The following is a 20,868-nucleotide window of genomic DNA, read 5'->3' on the forward strand; positions in this document are numbered from 1 at the left end:
AACGTTTCCACCAGCGAAACGCTGATCCGAGGACTGCCGACTGTGACGATCAAGAGTACCGCCGGGCGCCGGCCCCCGCCGGCCGCCGACAACGCCGGTACCGAGGCCGCGGCCCGGGTGGCGGATGTCCTGCTGCTGTTCACCGGTGGTCCCCGTTATCTCGGGGTGAGCGCGATCAGCCGCGAGCTGGGCCTGTCGAAGGCGGTGGTGTACCGGATCCTGCAGTCGCTGGTGTCGCGGGACGTACTCGCCACCGACGACGGGGTCTCCGGCTATCGGCTGGGCGCGGCGGCGGCCGCGCTCGGGGCCAGCGCGCTGCGGCGCTTCGACGCGCGGACGGTCGCGACGCCGGTGCTGCGGCGGTTGCGCGACGAGACCCGCGAGACGACCACGCTGTCCGGCCTGGTCGGCGACGAGCGCGTCTACCTCGACCAGTTCGAGAGCCCGCGCGAGATCAAGATGACCGTCGAACTCGGCCGGCGCTTCCCGCTGCACGCGGGATCCTCCGGCAAGGTGATCCTGGCATTCCTGCCCGAGGAGCGGCGGGAGACGCTGCTGCACCGGCCGCTGGATTCGCTCACCGACAACACCATCACCGACGAGGTGACGCTGCGCGCGGCCCTGGCGGAGGCCACCCGCGAGGGGGTGGCCGTCTCCCTGGGCGAGCGGCAGGCCGGCGCGGGCTCGGTCGCGGCGCCGCTGTTCGGACCGGGCGGCGAGGTGCACGGCTCGATCAGCATCTGCGGACCGCAGTACCGGTTCACCCCCGAGGTGATCGAGCACTACCGCGCGCTGATCCGCGCCGCCGCCGAGGAGATCCGGACCGATTGGAGCTGGCTGCGGGCCCGGCCCGGTCAGGACTGAACCCGCACGGCGACAACGACTTCCGGCGACGGGACTACCGGTCCCGGTAGGCCTCCAGCAGTCGCAGCCAGACCTCGCTGATCGTCGGGAACGACGGCACCGCGTGCCAGAGCCGGTCGACGGGCACCTCACCGGTGATCGCGACGGTCGCCGAATGCAGCAGTTCCGCGACGCCCGGCCCGGCGAAGGTGGCGCCGAGGAGCACCCGGCGGTCCGGATCGATCAGGACCCGCGCGCGGCCCCGGTATTCCGGTTCGTACTGCGCGGCGCCCGCCACCTGCCCGATGTCGTAGTCGACCACGTCCACCGCGCGCCCGGCCGCGGCGGCGTCGGCGGTGCTGAGGCCGACCGCCGCGATCTCCGGATCGGTGAACACGACCTGCGGCACCGCCTCGGCGTCGGCGGTCCCGATGTGCCGGCCCCAGCGTCCGGTGTCCAGCGGCTGTTCCTGCGCGCGGGCCGCGATCACCGCACCGGCGATCCGCGCCTGGTACTTGCCCTGATGGGTCAGCAGCGCACGGTGATTCACGTCCCCCACCGCGTACAGCCAGTCGCCGTCGACCCCGGTCACCGTGTAGGAGTCGTCGGTGGGCAGCCAGCCGCCCGGCGCCAGGCCGACGGTCTCGAGGCCGAGGTCCGCGGTGCGCGGCGTGCGGCCCGTCGCGACCAGCAGTTCGTCGGCGACGAGCCGGCTGCCGTCGGCGAGGGTCAGGTGCACGGCGCCGTCGGCGCCGCGCTCGGCGGCGGTGATCGTGGTACCGAAATGCAGTTGCACCCCGGCCGCCAGCAGCCGTTCCGCCACCAGATCCGCAGCGAAATCCTCGACCCGGCCCAGCAACCGCGACCCGCGGGCGACGAGGGTGACCTGCGCGCCGAGGGCCTGCCAGGCGGTGGCCATCTCGGTGGCGACCACCCCGGCCCCGAGGATCGCCAACCGGCCCGGCACCGCGTGCGCACCGGTGGCCTCCCGGCTGGTCCACGGCCGCACCGCGTCCAGGCCGGGCAGCGGCGGCATGGCCGCGCCGGTGCCGGTGCACACCGCCACCGCGTGCCGGGCCGCCAGCCGCACGGTGCCGCCGTCCGGGGTGCGGACGCTGACCCGCCGGGGTCCGTCGAGGCGGCCGTGCCCGCGCACGAGTTCGACCTTCACCGACTCGAGCCATTCGACCTGGCCCGCGTCGTTCCAGTCGGAGACCATCCGGTCGCGGTGCCGCAGTACGGCGGCCGCGTCCAGCGGACCGGTGACCACGGAGCCGACCCCCGGGAATCCGGCGGCCTCGCGGTAGAGCAGCGCGGGCCGCAGCAGCGCCTTGCTGGGTTCGCAGGCCCAGTACGAACATTCGCCGCCGACCAGTTCGGATTCGACGATCACGGTGCTCAGCCCGGCTGCCTGGGTCCGGTCGGCGACGTTCTCGCCGACCGGCCCGGCCCCGATCACCACGACGTCGTAGGTGCGAATTTCGTTGTCGGACACGGTTTCACCTTCCGGTTTGTCGGATCAGCGGCCGGGTGCGCGCTGCGTGATCTCCTGCAGGAACCAGCCGTTGCCGTCCGGATCGTCGAACGCGGCGAACGAACCGTAGCTGCGACGCTCCGGATCCGCACCCGGCACGCGGGCCGCGGTCCCGGCGTGGTGGAACGCGCCGGTGGCATCGCGGAACGGGCCGTCGACCGCGACGCCGTGCGCGGTCAACTCCGCGATCGCCCGCTCGATATCGGTGACGATCAGGTGCAGCCCTTGCAGGCTACCCGGCTCGGCGGACGCTACACCGGTGCCGAAGATGATCGAACATTCCGAACCCGGCGGGGTCACCTGCACGACGCGATAATCGTCGCCGATCGGGAAATCGGCGTCGAGGCGGAATCCGAGCCGGTCGACGTAGAACGCCTCGGCGCGATCGACATCGGCGACGGGTACGACGACGACTTCCAGTTTCATGTCCACAGCGGTGTTCTCCTCGGAGGTTCGTGGGCGGGGCGGTTCCCACTGTCCCGGAGTACGCATGCCGATCGCGTCGGTCGGATGACGCTGTGACGACGTAATCCCGCGGGCCGCTGCGTACCGGCAGGGGATCATTCCGAAGAGGCTTCGCTCAGCTCCATGAGCGCCGAAATCGTCCCGATCGGATCTGCCCATCGGTGGTGCGGTCGCGATGCGCGCAGAACCGGAGGATCAGCCGATCGGCCGCTCGGTGGTGGCGGAGCCTCTACTATCGACCGGTGCATCGTTCCCGCGATCCGATCGGGTGTTCCACAATTCCACCGGCATCGGTGATCGCCAGCGGCACAACGCTTTCCGAACATCGCGGATTCGCGTGCACCGGTGTCCGGCACGGCACGACAGGAGACGATCTCATGGTGACCATCATCGGCGGCGGTATCGCCGGATCCGCCCTGGCCGGCGGGCTGGCCCGGCACGGCATCCCGGTAACCCTCCACGAACAGCAGAGCACCGGATCCGCCGGGGGCGCATTCCTGTTCGTGGACGGCCGGGGCCATGCGGCGCTGCGCCACCTCGGGCTGGACGACGAACAGGTGGCCGCTGCCTCGTATCCGCTGGACGGACTGGACTACGCGGACAGTCGCGGGGTGCGCAGCGCGATGCCGTCGCGGGGACACCGATTCTGGTTGCGCCGCGAGCTGATCGCGCTGCTGGAGAAGTTCGCGGACGAATCCGGGGCCGACGTCCGGCGCGGCGAACCCGTCACCGGACTCGATCGCGACGGCGACGGCCACATCCTGCGCGCCGAGGGCCGCGATATCGCCGCCGACGGCCCGATCATCGCCGCCGACGGCATCGACTCCGTGGTCCGCACCCGGCTCGAACCGGATCGCGTCCCGGTCTACGCCGGTGACGTCGTGCTCTACGGCATGACCACCGCGGCGGTACCCGATCTGCCGACCACCCCCGCGGTCCTGCACTTCGACGCGGAGATCGCCGCCGACGGCACCGGCGCCGCCACCTTCGGCCACCTCTGGCGCCCCGGCGACGAGACCGCGTGGTGGTTCGTCCGCATCGCCCGCCCACCCCTGCCCGGCGCCGCCGACGATCTCGGCCTCCGGCCGGTCGGCGACTGGGCCGACGCCGTCCTGGCCGCCACCCCCACCCGGCGCGCGCTCGCCGAGTCCTTCCTCGCCCGCACCGAGGTCGTCCACGTCAGCAATGCGCGCAACGTCCCGCTGGACGGCGCCCGGCCGCCGAGCGACCCGATCCTGCTGATCGGCGACGCGGACCACGCCATCACCCCCGCCGCCGGCGTCGGCGCCCGCGACGCCCTCGAGGACGCCGACGCCGTATTCGCGGCCCTGCTCACCGGCGATTCCCCCGCCGCCGCCATGGCCGAGCGCCGCACCCGGATCCTCGCCGACCGCGCGGCCACCCGCCGCGGCGCGCCCCGCAGGACGTAACGGCAACACCGATCGCCGTGGCGCCGCCCGCGCGGGCGGCGCCGGACCGAAACCCCATGAGCTACATCGGTTCCCGGCCCCGGCGGCCGCCTCGGATCAGCGACCGCGGCGCACGAACCTGCCGATCGGGGCGCCGACCACCTTGCCGTCGGCGAACACCTGGTTGCCGCGGACGAAGGTGTCGGTGACCCTGGCGGTCATGTCGAAACCCTCGAACGGGGTGTACTCCTGGGTGGACTCCGAATCGGCGGCGCGGACGGTCCACTGGACGTTCGGGTCGACCAGCGCGATGTCGGCGTCGTAGCCCTCGGCGATGGTGCCCTTGTTCCGCAGGCCGTAGCGCTGAGCCGGGTTGGCCGACAACAGCTGCGCGATCCGCTGCAACGACAGGCCGCGCTTGGTGCCCTCGCCGACCAGGCCCGGCAGCAGGTACTCGGCGCCGCCGAAGCCGGACTTGGCGAGGAATACGTCACCGCGGTCGGCGCCGAACTTCAGTTCGTCCCGGCAGCAGGCGTGATCGCTGACCACCCAGTCGATATCGCCGGCCAGCATGTGCCGCCACAGCGCCTCGACATCCTCGCGCTCGCGCAGCGGCGGGTTGACCTTGCCGCCGATGCCGACGGCGGTGTCCACGTCGGCGAGCAGGTGGCCGATGGTGACCTCGCGGCGGAAGTCGATGTGCGGGAACGCCTTCTGCATCGTGAGGGCGGCCGACAGCGCCTTCTCCGAGGACAGGTGCAGCAGGTTGATGTTCGGCAGCTGCGTCTCGTGCGCGAGGTACGAGGCGATGGTGACCGCCAGGCCCTCCGAATGCGGTGGGCGCGAGGCACTGTAGGCGCGCAGGCCGGTCAGCGAGCCGTCCTGTTCCACCAGTTTGGTGTAGGCGGTCATGATCTCGGCGGTCTCGCAGTGCAGCGACAGCGAGATGTGCGGCGCGTACTCGGTGAGGATCTCGCGGGCCTGCTGCACGCCGCGCATGACGAATTCGAAGTGCGCGATGTCGTAGCGCTCGTCCGGCGGGATCATCAGGAAGTCGCTCTGGCTGGTCGACCGGCCGTGCAGGCCGTGGCTGCCGTAGAACATGAAGATCTTGAACGACGTGACGCCGAATTCCTCGACCAGGAACGGGATCTCCTCGATGTGCTGCGAGCTCATCGGGGCGAGGTGGTAGGCGTAGTCGACGTAGGCGTTGCCCTCGGACAGGCTCAGCACCTCGGGGAAGAAGTCCCGGTAGCTGCCGCCCTTGTTCAGGTAGTACTGCCCGGTGCGCATGTAGGTCAGCGAGGTGGTGACGCCACCCTGCGCGCTGGCCCGGCTCTCGGTGCGGGTGTCCTCGGACAGCTCGTTGTAGATGCCCCAATGCTGGTGCGCGTCCACCACACCCGGGAAGGCGAGCAGCCCGCGGCCGTCGACCACCCGCGCCGCGTCGTCGGCGGGCAGATCCGCGGCCACCCGGACGATCTTGCCGTCGTTCACCGCGATGTCGAGCAGCGCCGGCTGCGCGGTGTCGGGATCCTCGGGCCGCACGACCCGGACGTTCTTGATGAGCAGTTCCGTAGTTGCCATGTCAGTCAAATTCCTTCGCGTGAAATTCAGGCCGCGCGGCGAGCGACGTCGCCCGCGGCCAGGTAAGCCAGCCCGAAGGCGGGCAGGAGCCCGTTACCGGGCAAATATCCGGCGGCGCCGTGACCGGAGATGCTCGCCGCGGCGCCACCTGCGGCGTAGAGGCCGGGAATCGCCCGGTCCTGCGCGTCGACCACGGCGGCATGCTCGTTCACGAGCAGCCCGCCCTGGGTGTGGAACAGCGCGGGCACCACCCGCACCGCGGCCCAGCGGCCCCCGAGCGGCCGCTCCCAGTTGGTGCGCCCGTACGGATCCGCCTGCTCGCCGCGCGCGATCGCTTGCGCGGCAGCCAATTCCGCGACCAGCGCGGCGGCGGGCAACCCGGTCGCCGCCGCCAGCTCGGTCGCGTCGTCGGCCCACACCACCGCACCCGAGGCGACCACGTTCCGGAAGTCCTGGAACGGCTGACATTGCCCGAAGACGTTCTCGTCGAACACGATCCAGCCGGTCGCGCCGGGCCGGGCCGCCAGTTCCGCGGCGTACTCGGAGTAGCCGCGCGTCTCGTTGCCGAAGCGGTGCCCGGTGGTGTCCACCAGCACCGCACCGTGGATGATCGTCGCCCAGCCGAGCAAGGTACCCGCCATGGCCGACACCGCCCCGTGCCCCTGGTACGCGTCCAGGAATCCCGTTGCGGCGCCGAGCTTCTCACCGATGCGCAGTGCGTCACCGAGCGACTGGTCACTGCCCTGGTAGAGCGCGTCCGCGATCTCCGGCAGATACCGTTGCACCAGATCGCGATCCGCGCCGAAACCGTTGGTGGCCAACAGGACCGCGCGGGTCGGGATCTCCTCCTCGACCCCGTCCGGATAGCGGACCACGGCGGCGCGCACCCCCTCGGCATCGGTGAGCACGTCGACCAGCTTCGCGGGCACGAGCATCTCGATGTTCTCGTGCTCGGCCACCCGGCGGGCCAGATGGTCGATGACCCCCGACCCGTGCCGCCCCTCGATCGAATGACAGCGCGGCACCGCGTGACCGGGATAGTTGAAGTCCGTCACCAGCGACAGCGGCAGCCCGACCGAATCGTGCAGCCACTCCACGAGTTCCGCACTGACCCCGGCCAACGTGCGGGACAACCGCGCCTCGGCCTGCCCCTTCGTCTTGGCCATGATGTCGGCGACGAAGGTCTCCGGCGAATCCTCGATTCCCGCCTCCCGCTGCCACCGGGATCCCGCACCGGGGAACATCGCGGTCGACATGGACGTGTTGTTACCCCGCCGGAAATGCTCACTGGCCTCCACGACCAGCACACTCAGGCCGAGCTCGGCCGCGCGCAGCGCACCGGCGAGACCGCCACCGGCCCCGGCGACGATCAGATCGGGTCCGTCACTCATCACACCTCCTCGACGGCGAGCACGCGCAGCGCCAGTTCGGTCGGGTCGACGATGCGGGCGGGGAGGTCGGCGGGTTCGACGTCGACGGCGGAGCAGCCGTTGATGACAGCGGTCGCACCCTGGTCGGCCAGGTCGCGAACGGCTTCGCCGAGAGCCCGGTTCCAGACCTCGGTTTCGGCGATGGCGCTGAACGGGAGGTCGAGCACGCGGCTGCCGACGTAGTGTGCGCCGAGTCCGTAATCGGCGATGCGCTTGTCGAACTCGGCGGCGATGGCCTCGTTGCGGACCACCGCGCCGAAGCGGATTCCCTTGCCCGCCAGGTGGGTCGCCGACAGTTTCAATATGCCGTGCACCGGCACGTCGGTCTCGGAGACGGTGTCGGGGACCGCCGGGTCCAGGACGCAGTCCGGGAAGGCGAGGTCGAAATCCGTTCCGGCGGTGGCCAGTACGGCCGCCACCTCGCGTTCGGAGGCCCGCACGGATTCGCCCGTGTCCAGCGACGTCGGCGCGGCGGCGCCGACGTCGCGGAGTTCGATCCGCAGGCCGGGCGGCGCGAGCCGGTCGTAGCGGTCCTGCCGCCGCCGGATCTCCTCGGGCGGCAGGTGGATGGGCGTCACCGCGAAGGCACGCATCAGTTCGTCTCCTTCTCTTCCTCTTCCGTACCGGCCAGCTCGCGCAGCGCGTCGCCGACGCGGGGCAGGCCGGGCAGGGCGTGGCTCAGCGCGACCGCGCGATCCACGAATTCGGGCTGCCGGGGCAGCCAGCCCCGCAACAGGGCGATCACGTCCTGTTCGCTCAGTGGGTGGTGATCGGCGTCGCCGATCGGGTTCGGCACCTCACGGGTCAGCGTGCCGCCGTCGGCGAACCGGACGGTGGCGCGGACCGCGCGCTCGGCGGGCAACCGGGCGGTCAGGTCGTCGGCCGCGACCAGCCGGACCCGGCGGGCCAGCGCGCGCACGGCCGGATCGTCGAGCGCACTGTCCGGTCCGACGTGGCCGGTCCGGGCCGCGGTCGCCACCACGAACGGCGTGGAGAACATCGCCGACAGCCGGTTCGTCCATTCGGTGCCGGTCAGCCCCGCGCCGAGCGCATGGCTCTCCACCAGGATCTCGGCGATACCGTCGGCCCGGAATCCCGGCTCGCCACGCAGATCCAGCAGCGCGTCGGCCGCCGGATGGGTGAACGAGCAGGACGCGTGCCGCTTGAAATAACCCCGGGTGATATCCCAGCGCGCACCGAGATCGTCGATGAGCTGCGCCGAATCGAACTGTCCCAGCAGGGTTCCCAGCGACAGCGCGGCCGTGCCGGTATTACGGGCCATCCCCGCCGCCGCCATCCGCGCGGCCGCGAGTCCGGACATCGCCGAGGCCCCCATCCACGCATTGCGGACCGGATTGCCGTCGGTCGCCGAATCGAAGTGCCCGGCGATCGCCATCCCCGCACCGGTATCGATCGCCGCGGCCGTCGCCTCGGCCGAAAGTCCCAGCAGCCGTGCACATCCCGCTGCCGACCCAGCGACACCCCAGTTCCCGTGCGGGTGCACACCCGGCCGCGCGCTGGTCGCCCTCCCGAACCGGGACGCCACCTCGTAGGCGGCGAGCAGTGCGGCCACGGTCTCCGCACCGCTGCTGTCCAATTCGGCGGCCAGTGCCAGCACGGCCGGGAACCCGTGTGCCGCCGGATGTCCCTTGGCGAACTTGTTGCCCTCGTCCAGCTCCAGCGAGACCAGCGCCATCGCGTTCAACCAGGCCGCGGCGTCGGTCGACACCGTCCGGCCGCCCCCGATCAACGGCGCCGGCCCGGCCGGAGCACCCCAGACCTGGCGCAGCGCACCATGATCCGGCAACGAGGCACCGACCGCCGTCACCCCGAGAACATCCAGCAGCACCAGCGACAACCGTTCGATCACCGCATCGGGCACGCTCCCGGCATCGAGCCCGGACACCCAGGCGCCCAAGGCCGCCGTCGCCGCGGCAGCCGCATCACCCGGGTCCGATCCGTGCTCCGGAGCTCCGTCGGCCCCCGAAACCAGCTGTCCCGAGACCGATTCGGACCCCGGAGGGCGACCGGAAGTTGCTGCCGCACCGATAGTTTCGGCGTTCGCAGCCCCAGCGCTGCGGGGGTCGTACGCGGATTCGGAATTCACAGGCCCAGGTACGCCTTCCGGACTCGGGGATCGTCGGCGAGTTCACTGCCGGTGCCCTGCAACACGATCGAACCGCTCTCCAGCACATAGGCGCGGTCCGCGATGGCCAGGGCCTGTTTCGCGTTCTGCTCGACCAGCAGCACCGAAACCCCGGTGTCCCGGATGCGCTGCACGGCCTCGAGCATCAGCCAGGTCAGCTTCGGGGACAGGCCGGTCGACGGTTCGTCCAGCATCAGCAGTTTCGGGCCGGCCATGAGGGCGCGGCCGATCGCGAGCATCTGCTGCTGGCCGCCGGAGAAGGTCTCCGCGACGGTGGTCCGGCGTTCGGACAGGATCTCGAACAGCCGGTACACCTCGGCGAGGGACTGTTCGGCCTGTTCGGCCGTCCGGGTCCAGGCGCCCATCCGCAGGTTCTCCTCGACGGTGAGCGTGCCGAACAGCGCGCGATCCTCCGGCACGTGGACCAGGCCGTCACGAACCAGCTGGTCGGGCCGCCGGCCGGCGGTGGACGCGCCGTCGAAGGTGATCCGGCCGGACAGCGGGGCGATCTGGCCGCAGATGCTGCGCAGCGTGGTCGTCTTACCGGCACCGTTCGCGCCGACCAGCGCGACGATCTCCCCCGCGCCGACGCGCAGGTCGATCTCGTGCAGGATCTGCATCCGGCCGTAGCCGGCGGACAGTCGCTCAAGCGTCAGCATGGGTCGGCTCCTCACCGAGATAGGCGTCGATGACCCGGGGGTCGCTGGTGACCTCTGCCGGTGAGCCGACCGCGAGCACCCGGCCCTGGTCGAGGACCAGCACCCGATCCGCGAGCCGCATGACCGCGGCCATGATGTGCTCGATGAACAGCAGCGTCACGCCCTCCTGTTCGCGCAGCGACGCGAGCAGGTCGAGCACCGGTTCGCGTTCGGCGGGCACGAGACCCGCGAGGACCTCGTCCAGCAGCAGCACCTTGGGCCGCGACGCGAGCGCGCGGGCCAGTTCCAGGCGCTTGAGCCCGGCGGTGGGCAGTTCGGTGGACAGGCGGTAGGCCCACGGGCCGAGCCCGACGCGTTCCACCACGTCCAGCGCGTGCGCGCGCAGTTCGCGGGCGCCGAGCCGGTGATGCTGCGCGGCGAGGCTCACGTTCTCCAGCACGGTCATGCTGCCGAAGGGCCGCATCAGCTGGAAGGTGCGGACCATGCCCGCCCGCGCGATCCGCTCCGGCGAGGCGCCGGTGACGTCGCGCCCGGCGAACGACACCCGGCCGGTATCGGGCCGGATCGCGCCGGCGACCACGTTGAACAGCGTTGTCTTACCGGCGCCGTTGGGGCCGATGATGCCGAGGATCTCGCCCTCGCCGACGTGGAAGTCCACGTCGGACAGTGCCCGCAGGCCCCGGAACGCCTTGCCGACCCCGTCGACCTTCACGATGCTCATCGCCGCCACCTCGCCGCGATCGTTCCGACAATTCCCTTGGGCAGCAGCCGCACGATGAGGATCAGCAGCACCGCGTACAGCACCACGTCCAGTCCGCTGCGGCCCTTCAGGAAGTCCAGGAAGTCCGGCGGGGTGCGCAGCAGCGTGGCGGTCACGTCGGTCAGCGAACCGACGATGATCGCGCCGACGATCGGACCCCAGATGGTGCCGATACCGCCGATCACGACCGGCACGATCGCCTGGATCGACACGGCCGAACCGAAGCCCAGGTCCGGATTCACGAACAGGTAGTACTGCGTGTAGAAGGCGCCCGCGACCGCGGTGATCGCCGCCGACAGCGCGACCGTCATCAGCTTGTAGCGCATGACCGGGGTGCCCAGCGCCGCGGCGGCCAGTTCGTCGTCGCGGATCGCGGTGACGTAGCGGCCGGCCCGCGAGTGCAGGAAGGCGATACTGATCGCCACCGCGGCCCCGGCCAGCACCAGCGCCACCCAGAAGTAGGCGTGCGAATCGGCCGGGAACTGCAACTTCCACAGCGAGGAGCCCTGGATCAGCGGCACGCTGAAGCCGACGGACTTGTTGGCGAATTTGCTGCTGGTCACGATCAGCCGCAGCATCTCGGCGAAGGCGAAGGTGGCCAGCGCGAAGTAGGCGCCCTGCAGTTTGTAGCGGAACGAGAAGTACCCGATGATCACGGCCACCGCGGCGGCCACCACCATCCCGGCCAGCATCCCGATCCACGGCGAGACGTTGTGCTTCACCAGCAGATACGCGCTGGTGTAGGCGCCGACCCCGAAGTAGGCGGCGTGACCGAAGCTGAACATGCCGCCGAAGCCGCTCATGATGTTCCAGCCCACGGCCATCAGCGCGAAGATCAGGATCCGCACCGCGACCGCGCCCTGCGCCGAGGGCAGGATCGCCGGCAGCGGGATCGCGAGCAGCACCAGCACGGCGAGGATCGCGAACTGCCGGTTCGCGGGCCGCAGCGGCGGCGCCTTGGTCGACGCGCCCGCCGGACCGGCGATGGTGATGGCACCAGAGTTCATCGTCGCGGTCATGCCGTGTCCATCAGGCATGCCCGCGGGGCCTGCGTGGTGACGCTCCGCTGCCGCCTTCGGCCCTGACGCGTTCATGCCGTCTTCCTTCCGAACAGTCCCTGCGGGCGGAGGAAGAGCACCAGCACGAACACCACGAACACACCCAGCAGCGAACTCTGGCCACCGAGGTAGATGGTGGTGAGCTGCTCGACCAGGCCGATCAGCAGGCCGCCGACCAGGGCGCCGACGACGTTGCCCATCCCGCCGAGCACCACCACCACGAACGCGGTGATGTTGAACTGCTCACCGAGGGTGGGCGACACCGTGACCAGCGGTCCGGCCAGGGCGGCCGCCGCGCCGGCACACGCGGTGCCGATCGCGAAGGTCACCATGTGGATGCGGCGGACGTTGATGCCCACCAGCTGCGCACCGGTGCCGTTCGCGGCGACCGCGCGGATCGCCGTGCCCAGCCGGGTCCGGCGCAGCAACCAGAACAGCACCCCGCCCAGGGCGATCGCGCCGAGGAAGGCGTACAGCCGCGATCCGGCGACGACCGCGCCGAACAGCGAGAACTGGAACTCGCCGGGCAGCTTGATGCTCTTGGGCTCGGCGCCGAAGAACATCAGCAGACCGTTCTCCAGCAACAGCGACAGACCGAGCGTGATCAGCAGCTGATTCTCCAGAGAGCGAGCACCGCTACCGGACAGCAAGCCACGATAGACGATCGCGCCGACCAGGAAGAGCGCGGGGGTCGCGATCAGCAGCGTGAGATACGGATGCATCCCGGTGGTGTCCACCAGCCCGAACGAGATGAACATCGCGACGGCCAGCAGTGCGCCGTGCGCGAAGTTCACGATGTCGAGCACGCCGAAGATCAGCGTGAGGCCCATCGCGATCAGGCCGTACAGCCCGCCGGTCAGGATGCCGGTGACCACCGACTGCCAGACCACCAGCCCGCTGCCGGAGCGGAGCAACGCCACCACGACGGCGACGACGAGGACCACGGCGACCACGCCGGCGCGGCCGAGGAAGGAACGGTCCACCGGGAAGCGGCGGGCCGGGGGCGCGGTGTCGGGATCGACCACCGCCTGTGCTGTGTCGAGATTGTTCATGGCCGCCATGTCACCTGGTACTCGGGCCGGGATTCGGCCTTCTCGGGGGGATACACCTGCTTCACCTGACCGCCCTGAACCTGCATCAGGACCGGCGCGGCGTTGCTGTTGTCGCCGTTGCCGGCGAATTCGATCGGGCCCTTGCCCACGGTCAGGGGTGCGACCTGACCCGCGGCGATCGCGTCGCGGACCTTCTCCGGATCGGTGCTGCCGGCCTTCTCGACCGCCTGCGCGATCACCTGGACCGCGTCGTAGGACAACACCGCGCCGGTCCGCATCGGATCACCGAAGGTGCGCTGGTACTGCTCGCGCAGGGCGGTGGTCTGCGGGTTCGTCGCGTCGTAATGGTAATTCGTGTTGAAGTACCGGTCGCCGAGCTGCCCCGCGTCGGAGACGAACTTGGGCTGATCGTAGGCGCCGTTGGAGACGCCCCACACCGCGGACAGATCCGGCTTCACCGAGGCGATCGCCTTGGCCGCCAGCAGGCTGTCGCGGTAGTAGCCCGCGATCGCGAGCACATCCGCGCCGGACGCCTTGACCTGCGTGATCTGCGCGGTGAGATCGCTGACGCTGGCCGCGTCGTAGCTGATGTTCGGGCCGAGCGCGATCCCGAGCTGCTGCGCGGCGGCATCGAACGCGTCGGCCGCGCCGCTGCCGAAATCGCTCTGTTCGTGCAGGAAGGCGACCTTGTGCACCGGCTTACCGGACTGCTCCGACACCTGCTTCAGATACTGGGCCGCGGCCGTGGCGATCACCTTGCTGCCCGGCTGCACGCGGAACACGTACCGATAGCCGCGGGCGAAGATGGTGTCGGTGGCGGTCACGTCCATCACGAACGGCACCCGGTTGCGCTCGGCGACCACGGCGACGTTCGTGCTGACCGCACTCTGATAGGTACCGACCAGGCCGACGGCGCCGGCCGAGATCAGCCGCTGTGCCTCGCTCTGGCCGATATCGGCCTTGCCCTGGGTATCGCCGGTGACCAGTTCGACCTTGCGGCCGCCGAGGGATTTGATCCCCCCGGCCGCGTTGATCGCGTCGACCGCCAGCTGCGCACCTCGGCGCATCTGCAGGCCGTCCACCGCGTTGGAACCGCTGACCGGATGCAGCGCCCCGATCTTGACCGGGCCCTTGTCGCGTTGGCCGGCCGCGTCGGCGGCCCCCATCGGGGCCGACCCCCCGCACCCGGCCACGATCGCGAGCAACGCGCACGCACCGAGCGCGACGATGAGCTTTCGCGCGGACATGTCACCTCGTTCCGATTAGAGAAACGTTCTGTCTGATGCGGGCTATCGTGACACCCGTCTCGCCTCAGGTCAATATCTGCTCGTAACTTGACGTACCCGCACTATCAGTGCGAACTTGGTGAGCAGCCGGGGACCGTCGCCCCGAAACCTGAAGTTCACAATCGTTCCTATTGGCGAAACGACGGAAGTTGCCGGCGGGACGCCAGAAAGGCAGGTACTCCCATGGCGGGCGCATTGTCCGGGATCCGGGTGCTGGATACGGCCACCCTGTTCGCGGGTCCGCTGGCGGCCACGATGCTCGGCGACTACGGCGCCGAGGTCGTCAAGATCGAACATCCGAACGGCGACCCGGTCCGCAGCCACGGCGCGCAGCGCGACGGCGTCGGCCTGTGGTGGAAGATGCTGGGCCGCAACAAGAAAGCCATCACCCTCTACCTCGGTTCGCCCGCCGGCCAGGAGATCTTCCGCACGCTGGTCGCCGACGCCGACGTGGTGATCGAGAACTTCCGCCCCGGCACGCTGGAACGCTGGGGGCTGGGCTACGAGCAGCTGCGGGAGATCAATCCCCGCCTGGTACTCGCCCGCGTCACCGGCTTCGGGCAGATCGGCCCCTATGCCAAGCGGCCCGGCTTCGGCACCCTCGCCGAGGCGATGAGCGGTTTCGCCGCGATCAGCGGTGAGCCGGACGGCCCGCCGATGCTGCCGCCGTTCGGCCTCGCCGACGGAATCGCCGCGCTGACAACCGCTTTCGCGGTCATGACGGCCCTGCGGGCCCGCGAGCAGACCGGCCACGGGCAGGTCGTCGACCTCGCCATCATCGAGCCGATCCTCACCCTGCTCGGCCCGCAGATCATCGCCTACGACCAGCTCGGCCAATTGCAGCCGCGCACCGGCAACCGGTCCACCAACAACGCCCCGCGCAACACCTACCGCACCCGCGACGACAGCTGGGTCGCGATCTCCACCAGCGCGCAGTCCATCGCGGAGCGGGTCATGCGCCTGGTCGGACATCCGGAGTACATCGACGAACCGTGGTTCGCCACCGGCGCGCAGCGCGCCGAGCACGCCGACGAACTCGACGCGGCGGTCGGCTCCTGGATCGCCGCGCGCGACCGGGACGAGGTGGTGCGGGCGTTCGAGGAGGCCCAGGCCGCGGTCGCCCCGATCTACGACGCCGCCGACGTGATGGCCGATCCGCAGTACGCGGCGCTGGGCACCATCGCCACCGTCGAGGACGACGAACTCGGCCCGGTCCGGATGCAGAACGTGCTGTTCCGGCTGTCGGAGACCCCGGGCGCGATCACCTCGGCCGGCGCCCCGCTCGGCGCGCACACCGCGGAGGTGCTGGGCCGCTACGGAATCGGCGAGGCGGAACTCGCGCGGTTGCGCGAGGAGGGCGTCGTCAAGTGATCCCCCGCAGCTGGCTCTACGTTCCCGGCGACCGGCCGGACCGCATCGGCAAGGCCCTGGCCGGACCCGCCGACGCGGTGATCCTCGACCTCGAGGACGCGGTGTCGGCGGCGGACAAGGACGGCGCACGGCGCAACGTGCTGGCGGCGCTCGCCGACGGCCACGCCGCGTACGTGCGGATGAACGCGCCGGACACCGCGGCCGGCGCGGCCGATCTGCGCGCGCTGGCCGCCGCCCCCGGAGCGCTCGCCGGGGTCCGGGTCCCCAAGTGCGAGGACCCCGGCGAGCTGCGCCGGGTGGCCGACACGCTGCGCGTGCCGGTCTACCCGGTGCTGGAATCGGCGCTCGGCATCGAACACGCGCTCGCGCTCGCGACCGCGCACCCGCTGGTCGCCGGCATCTCGCTCGGCGAGGCCGATCTCGCCGCCGACCTGCGGGTATCCGGTGGCGAGGCGCTGAGCTGGCCGCGCTCGCGGATCGTGGTCGCCGCACGCGCGGCCGGGCTGCCCAGTCCGGTGCAGAGTGTCTGGACGGCGGTCCGCGATGCGGACGGCCTGCGCACGAGCACCACGGCGGGCCGGGCCGCCGGATTCTTCGGCCGGTCGGTGATCCACCCCGCGCAGATTCCGGTCGTGCACGAGGTGTGCGCCCCGGATCCGGCCGAAACGTCCTGGGCCCGTGAGCTGATCGAGGGGCTCGCGGCGTCCAGGGCGGCCTGGATCGACCGCAACGGACAGTTCGTCGACGCCGCGATCGTCGCGCGCGCCCGCTGGGTGCTCGAGATCGCCGACGCCGGCACCCAGCACGAGAACATTCAGGAAGGTCACCTCTCATGACACGCACCCAGGACCCGCTGCTGGCGGCGGTATCGGGCGGGGTCCGGCTCATCGAGCTCGGCCAGCCGTTCTTCACCGGTATGCCGTGCTCGCCGAACCATCCCGGCTTCCGGATGACGCTGATCCGCCGGCACGGCGATATGCAGCGGCCCGACGGCGGTTCGGCGGCCAACGAGATCATCGTGACCGGCGGGCACGTCGGCACCCATATCGACGCGCTGTCGCACGTCAGCCACTGCGGCAAACTGCACGGCGAGGTCGACGCGGCCGAGGCCCAGCTCGGCGGCGCGTTCACGACCCACGGCGCGGAGAACCTGCCCGGCCTGCTGCGCCGCGCGGTACTGCTGGATGTGGCGGCGGTGCACGGCGTTTCGACCCTGGATCCCGGATACGGCGTCACCGCGGCGGATCTGGACGCGGCGGCCGAACTGGCCGGGGCCACACCGGGTCCCGGCGATGTCGCGCTGATCCGCACCGGCTGGGCCCGCAACTTCGGCGAGCCGGCCACCTACATGGGCAAGGAGTCCGGTGTCCCCGGCGCGAATGTCGAAGCGGCGCAATGGCTCGCGTCCCGCGGCATCGTCGCCACCGGCGCGGACACCACCGCCTACGAGCAGATCCCGGCCGGCGCCGGGCACGCCGTACTGCCGGTGCACCGGGTGCTGCTGGTCGAATCGGGCATCTTCATCATGGAACACCTGAATCTGGAGGAGATCGCCGAGACGGGTGTGCGGGAGTTCGTCTTCCTGCTCGCCCCGCTGCGCATCGTCGGCGGCACCGGCTCCCCGATCCGCCCGCTCGCGGCGGTGTCGGCATGACGCGGACGATCGTGGCACGCCTGGCCGAATTCGCCACCGGCGTCCGGGCGGACGGCCTGCCGCCGGAACTGCGGGCCGACGCCGCCCGCCGGGTGCTGGACGTGCTGGGCAACAGCCTCGCCGCGACCGTGGAGAAGCCCGGACAGGCCGTCGGCGCGCTGGTCCGCGAATGGGGCGGCTCCGGCCGCGCCACCGCGATCGGCTCCGGCGACCGGCTGCCCGAGCCGAGCGCCGCGCTGGTCAACGGAACCCTCGCGCACTCACTGGATTTCGACGACACCCATCTGCCGTCGGTGCTGCACCCGTCGGCGTCGGTGGTGCCCGCGGCGCTCGCGGTGGCCGAGGCGCGCGGCGTCTCCGGGGCCGCGCTGCTGGACGCGATCGGCGTCGGCGTCGAGATCACCGTACGGCTGGGGATGGCCGGATACGATGAGCAACTGGGCAATTCGGTGTTCTTCGAGCGCGGCCTGCACGCCACCGCGATCTGCGGCGCGCTCGGCGCGGCGGTCGCGTGCGCGATGCTGTCGGAGGTGGACGAGGCCGGTATCGCCGACACCCTCGGCATCGCGGCGAGTATGGGTTCCGGTCTGCTGGAGGCGAATCGGACCGGCGGCACGGTCAAGCGGGTGCACTGCGGCTGGGCCGCGCACGCGGCGGTGACCGCGGCGGGTATGGCGCGCTTCGGCATCACCGGCCCGCCGACCGTGTTGGAGGGCAGATTCGGTCTGCTGCAGGCGTTCTGCGGCGACCGGTCCGATCCGGACGCGATCACCCGCGGTCTCGGCGACCAGTGGGAGCTGCCCGGCATCTTCTTCAAGCCCTACCCCTGCAACCACTTCACCCACGCCGGTATCGACGCCGCCCGCGCGCTGCGGGCCCGCGGCGTCACCGCCGCCGATATCGAATCGCTCGAATTGGGCGCGCCGACAGCGGTATTGCGCACGATCGGCGAACCCCGCGCGGACAAGATCCACCCCAGCTCCGGCTACCACGCCGCCTTCTCCGGCCCGTACACGGTCGCGGCGGCGCTGCTCGGCGGCGGCGGACTCGGCCTGTTCCACGACGATTTCACCGATGCCGCCGCGGCCGACCCTGCCCGGCTCGCACTGGCGGCCGAGGTGACCTGCGTCCCGGACGCGCGCTGCGACGAGATCTTCCCGCATCAGTTCCCCGCGGTCCTGCGCGCCACACTGCGCGACGGCCGGGTCCTGGAGGAGCGCGTCGACGCCAACCGCGGCGGCGCGGCGAACCCGCTGTCCGCCGCCGAACTGGCACTCAAGTTCCGGCTCAACGCAACTCGCGTGGTCACCGCGGAGGTGGCCGAGCGGATCACCGAACTGACCTACGGCCTCGCGGATCTGCCGGATCTGACCGAACTCACCGGTCTGCTACACGCCTGATCGGTATCTGCCACCGATCGACGAGGATCGGTGTACCGGGGTGGCGGGCCCGCATCCTTCGGGCCCGCCACCGCCGCATGTCCGGAACACGGTGTGCGGGCCGGAATCTCGGTTCGGCAGTCGCTCAGACCTCGAGCTGATACGCCAGCACCACGGTCCGGTCCCGCGGCAGGCCGAAATATCCGGCGGCATCCGCGGCGAGATACGACGTGGCGATGAAAAGCCGCTTACGCCAGCGCATCATGGTCCGTGCCGGACCCGCGCTCAGCTCGATGGTGGACAGGAAGTACGACGCACCGTCCAGATCCAGCGGCCCGTCGGTGGCGGCCGGATCGACCCCGGCCAGCGCCTTCGGCACATCCGGTGTCTCCAGATACCCGTAGCGGGCCGTGACGTGCGCGATCCGATCGTGGTCCGGGCCCAGATGCTCGACCACGAGTCGTTCCGATTCCGGCACCCGTGGCACCGGCCGCACCTCGAGCGCGAGGATCACGATGTGCTCGTGCCGGACGTGCGCGTGTTCGACCATGGCGCGCAACGCGAGTGGCGCGGTGTGCTTGTCCCGATCCAGATAGATCGCGGTCCCCGGCACACTCGCCGTGGGCGGACTGCCCGCGACGAGCCGGTCGACGAAGCGGTGCAGCGGCCCCTCCCGCCGGATCCGTTGCGCGGCAACGATCTCCCGCCCGCGCTGCCAGGTGGTGAGGACGACGAACACCACGGCCGCGATCAGCAGCGGCACCCACCCGCCGTGCGCGAATTTGGTGACGTTGGCGGCGAGGAACAGCAGATCCACGGTGAGCAGCGGCGCCGCACCCACCACGATCAGCCAGCGCGGGACGTGCCAGCGGGCCCGCGCCAGGAAGAAGAACAGCAGCGTGGTGATGGTGATGGTGCCCGTCACCGCCATCCCGAACGCGTAGGCCAGCGCACCGGAACTGCGGAACGCGAACACCAGGGTCAGCACCGCGACCAGCAGCAGCCAGTTGACCCACGGCACGTAGATCCGACCCGGCCGCGACGCCGAGGTGTGCGTGATCCGCAGCCGGGGCAGATAGCCCAGCCGGGCCGCTTGGGACGCAACGGAATACGCGCCGGTGATCACGGCCTGCGCGGCGATCACGGTGGCCGCGCAGGCCAGCAGCACCACCGGCAGCCGCGCCCAGGACGGCGCGAGCAGGAAGAACGGGCTGCTCGCACGGTCCGGATCGGCCAGGATCAGCGCCCCCTGCCCGAGATAGCTCAGCGTGCACGCCGGGAACACCAGCACCAGCCACGCCCGGGTGATCGACCGCCGGCCGAAGTGCCCCATATCGGCGTACAGCGCCTCGGCCCCGGTCACCGCGAGCACGATCGCCGCCAGCGCGAAGAACGCCGCACCGAAGTGCCCGGCGAGGAACCGCCCCGCGTAGAGCGGGGACAGCGCCGCGAGAATGCCGGGCCGCCGGGCGATTCCGGCGATCCCGCAGGCGGCGACGGTCACGAACCAGACGATCATGATCGGCCCGAACATCCGCCCCACCGCACCGGTCCCCCACCGCTGCACCAGGAACAACGCGACGATGATCGCGACGGTGATCGGCACCACGAACCCGCCCAGCGCCGGCTGGACCACCTTCACGCCCTCCACCGCGGACAGCACCGAGATCGCCGGCGTGATCATGCTGTCGCCGAAGAACAGTGCGGCGCCGAAGATTCCGAGCGCGGACAGCACCGCGACCAGCCGCCGCCCGTGCCCGGCGCCCCAGCGGCGCACCAGCGTGATCAGCGCCATGATCCCGCCCTCGCCGTCGTTGTCGGCGCGCATCGCGAGCAGGACATAGGTGACGGTGACGATGATCGTGACCGACCAGAACACCAGGGACACCACGCCGTACACGGCATCGGCGTCGACCCGCATCGGGTGCGGATCACCGGGATCGAACACCGATTTCAACGTATAGATCGGGCTGGTGCCGATATCCCCGAACACCACCCCCAGCGCCCCCACGGCCGGGCCCCAGCGCGCGGTGTCGCGCACCTTCGACCCGGGCGCCCGGTGCACCGTGAACGCCGGGCCGCCACCGACGGTCCCCTGCACCTCGACCATGCCGCGCTCCTCCCGAAACTCGTTGCGCCGCACGCCCGCACGTGAATTCCGGATCCACCCGGAAATACGCCCGCGCACCGGGAAATTCGTTCCCCGGTGCGCGGGCGGAAAGGAAATATCGGGCG

At 70.9% G+C, this 20,868-nt stretch carries 18 protein-coding genes; 6 read left to right on the top strand and 12 right to left on the bottom strand.

What is annotated here, in order from left to right:
• Positions 1–42 precede the first annotated feature (42 nt).
• Positions 43–864: an IclR family transcriptional regulator gene (locus G361_RS0126805; protein ID WP_019930208.1), complete on the top strand. Its 822-nt coding sequence runs from the start codon at positions 43–45 to the stop codon at positions 862–864.
• Positions 865–898: 34 nt separating this feature from the next.
• Here G361_RS0126805 and G361_RS0126810 read toward each other — a convergent pair whose 3' ends face one another.
• Together G361_RS0126810 and G361_RS0126815 are read right to left on the bottom strand one after the other, a co-directional pair.
• Positions 899–2,338, bottom strand: coding sequence for an NAD(P)/FAD-dependent oxidoreductase (locus G361_RS0126810; RefSeq protein WP_019930209.1), 1,440 nt, complete (start codon positions 2,336–2,338; stop codon positions 899–901).
• Between the two features lie 24 nt (positions 2,339–2,362).
• The gene (locus G361_RS0126815; RefSeq protein WP_019930210.1) at positions 2,363–2,803 is read right to left on the bottom strand and encodes a VOC family protein; all 441 of its coding nucleotides are present in this window, start codon (positions 2,801–2,803) and stop codon (positions 2,363–2,365) included.
• Between the two features lie 416 nt (positions 2,804–3,219).
• On the opposite strand from G361_RS0126815, the gene G361_RS0126825 reads away from it, so the two are divergent.
• Positions 3,220–4,272, top strand: a complete 1,053-nt coding sequence (locus G361_RS0126825) for an NAD(P)/FAD-dependent oxidoreductase (RefSeq protein WP_155981793.1) — start codon at positions 3,220–3,222, stop codon at positions 4,270–4,272.
• A gap of 96 nt (positions 4,273–4,368) precedes the next feature.
• On the opposite strand, the gene G361_RS0126830 is transcribed toward G361_RS0126825, so the two are convergent.
• The 9 genes from G361_RS0126830 to G361_RS0126870 all read right to left on the bottom strand — a co-directional run bounded on the left by G361_RS0126830 (position 4,369) and on the right by G361_RS0126870 (position 14,190).
• Complete coding sequence (locus G361_RS0126830; protein ID WP_019930213.1) at positions 4,369–5,838, bottom strand: dihydroorotase family protein; 1,470 nt, start codon at positions 5,836–5,838, stop codon at positions 4,369–4,371.
• 26 nt (positions 5,839–5,864) lie between these two features.
• Positions 5,865–7,229: an FAD-binding protein gene (locus G361_RS0126835; protein WP_026343560.1), complete on the bottom strand. Its 1,365-nt coding sequence runs from the start codon at positions 7,227–7,229 to the stop codon at positions 5,865–5,867.
• A complete protein-coding gene (locus tag G361_RS0126840; RefSeq protein WP_019930215.1) occupies positions 7,229–7,861 on the bottom strand; it encodes an aspartate/glutamate racemase family protein in 633 nt (210 codons plus the stop codon). The genes G361_RS0126835 and G361_RS0126840 overlap by 1 nt, the downstream gene beginning before the upstream one ends.
• Entirely contained in the window at positions 7,861–9,174 is a 1,314-nt protein-coding gene (locus G361_RS0126845) for an MmgE/PrpD family protein (protein WP_196814641.1), read from the bottom strand. Before G361_RS0126845 ends, G361_RS0126840 begins: the two co-directional genes overlap by 1 nt.
• Before the next feature lie 197 nt (positions 9,175–9,371).
• Positions 9,372–10,073, bottom strand: a complete 702-nt coding sequence (locus tag G361_RS0126850; protein WP_019930217.1) for an ABC transporter ATP-binding protein — start codon at positions 10,071–10,073, stop codon at positions 9,372–9,374.
• Complete coding sequence (locus tag G361_RS0126855) at positions 10,060–10,794, bottom strand: ABC transporter ATP-binding protein (protein WP_196814642.1); 735 nt, start codon at positions 10,792–10,794, stop codon at positions 10,060–10,062. Before G361_RS0126855 ends, G361_RS0126850 begins: the two co-directional genes overlap by 14 nt.
• The gene (locus G361_RS0126860) at positions 10,791–11,852 is read right to left on the bottom strand and encodes a branched-chain amino acid ABC transporter permease (RefSeq protein WP_019930219.1); all 1,062 of its coding nucleotides are present in this window, start codon (positions 11,850–11,852) and stop codon (positions 10,791–10,793) included. Before G361_RS0126860 ends, G361_RS0126855 begins: the two co-directional genes overlap by 4 nt.
• A gap of 71 nt (positions 11,853–11,923) precedes the next feature.
• A complete protein-coding gene (locus tag G361_RS0126865) occupies positions 11,924–12,943 on the bottom strand; it encodes a branched-chain amino acid ABC transporter permease (RefSeq protein ID WP_196814643.1) in 1,020 nt (339 codons plus the stop codon).
• Positions 12,940–14,190, bottom strand: a complete 1,251-nt coding sequence (locus G361_RS0126870) for an ABC transporter substrate-binding protein (protein ID WP_019930221.1) — start codon at positions 14,188–14,190, stop codon at positions 12,940–12,942. Before G361_RS0126870 ends, G361_RS0126865 begins: the two co-directional genes overlap by 4 nt.
• 222 nt (positions 14,191–14,412) lie before the next feature.
• On the opposite strand from G361_RS0126870, the gene G361_RS0126875 reads away from it, so the two are divergent.
• The 4 genes from G361_RS0126875 to G361_RS0126890 are packed head-to-tail and all read left to right on the top strand — an operon-like array spanning position 14,413 to position 18,654.
• Positions 14,413–15,600, top strand: coding sequence for a CaiB/BaiF CoA-transferase family protein (locus G361_RS0126875; protein WP_019930222.1), 1,188 nt, complete (start codon positions 14,413–14,415; stop codon positions 15,598–15,600).
• Positions 15,597–16,436: a CoA ester lyase gene (locus G361_RS0126880; protein ID WP_019930223.1), complete on the top strand. Its 840-nt coding sequence runs from the start codon at positions 15,597–15,599 to the stop codon at positions 16,434–16,436. Before G361_RS0126875 ends, G361_RS0126880 begins: the two co-directional genes overlap by 4 nt.
• Positions 16,433–17,254, top strand: coding sequence for a cyclase family protein (locus G361_RS0126885; RefSeq protein ID WP_019930224.1), 822 nt, complete (start codon positions 16,433–16,435; stop codon positions 17,252–17,254). The genes G361_RS0126880 and G361_RS0126885 overlap by 4 nt, the downstream gene beginning before the upstream one ends.
• On the top strand, positions 17,251–18,654 hold the full coding sequence (locus tag G361_RS0126890; RefSeq protein WP_019930225.1) for an MmgE/PrpD family protein: 1,404 nt from the start codon (positions 17,251–17,253) through the stop codon (positions 18,652–18,654). Before G361_RS0126885 ends, G361_RS0126890 begins: the two co-directional genes overlap by 4 nt.
• Before the next feature lie 124 nt (positions 18,655–18,778).
• On the opposite strand, the gene G361_RS0126895 is transcribed toward G361_RS0126890, so the two are convergent.
• Positions 18,779–20,743 (bottom strand): potassium transporter Kup, encoded by a 1,965-nt coding sequence (locus G361_RS0126895; protein ID WP_026343561.1) that lies wholly within the window; start codon positions 20,741–20,743, stop codon positions 18,779–18,781.
• Positions 20,744–20,868 lie beyond the last annotated feature (125 nt).

Origin of the sequence: Nocardia sp. BMG111209 (assembly GCF_000381925.1) — a bacterium.
Classification (GTDB): Bacteria; Actinomycetota; Actinomycetes; order Mycobacteriales; family Mycobacteriaceae; genus Nocardia.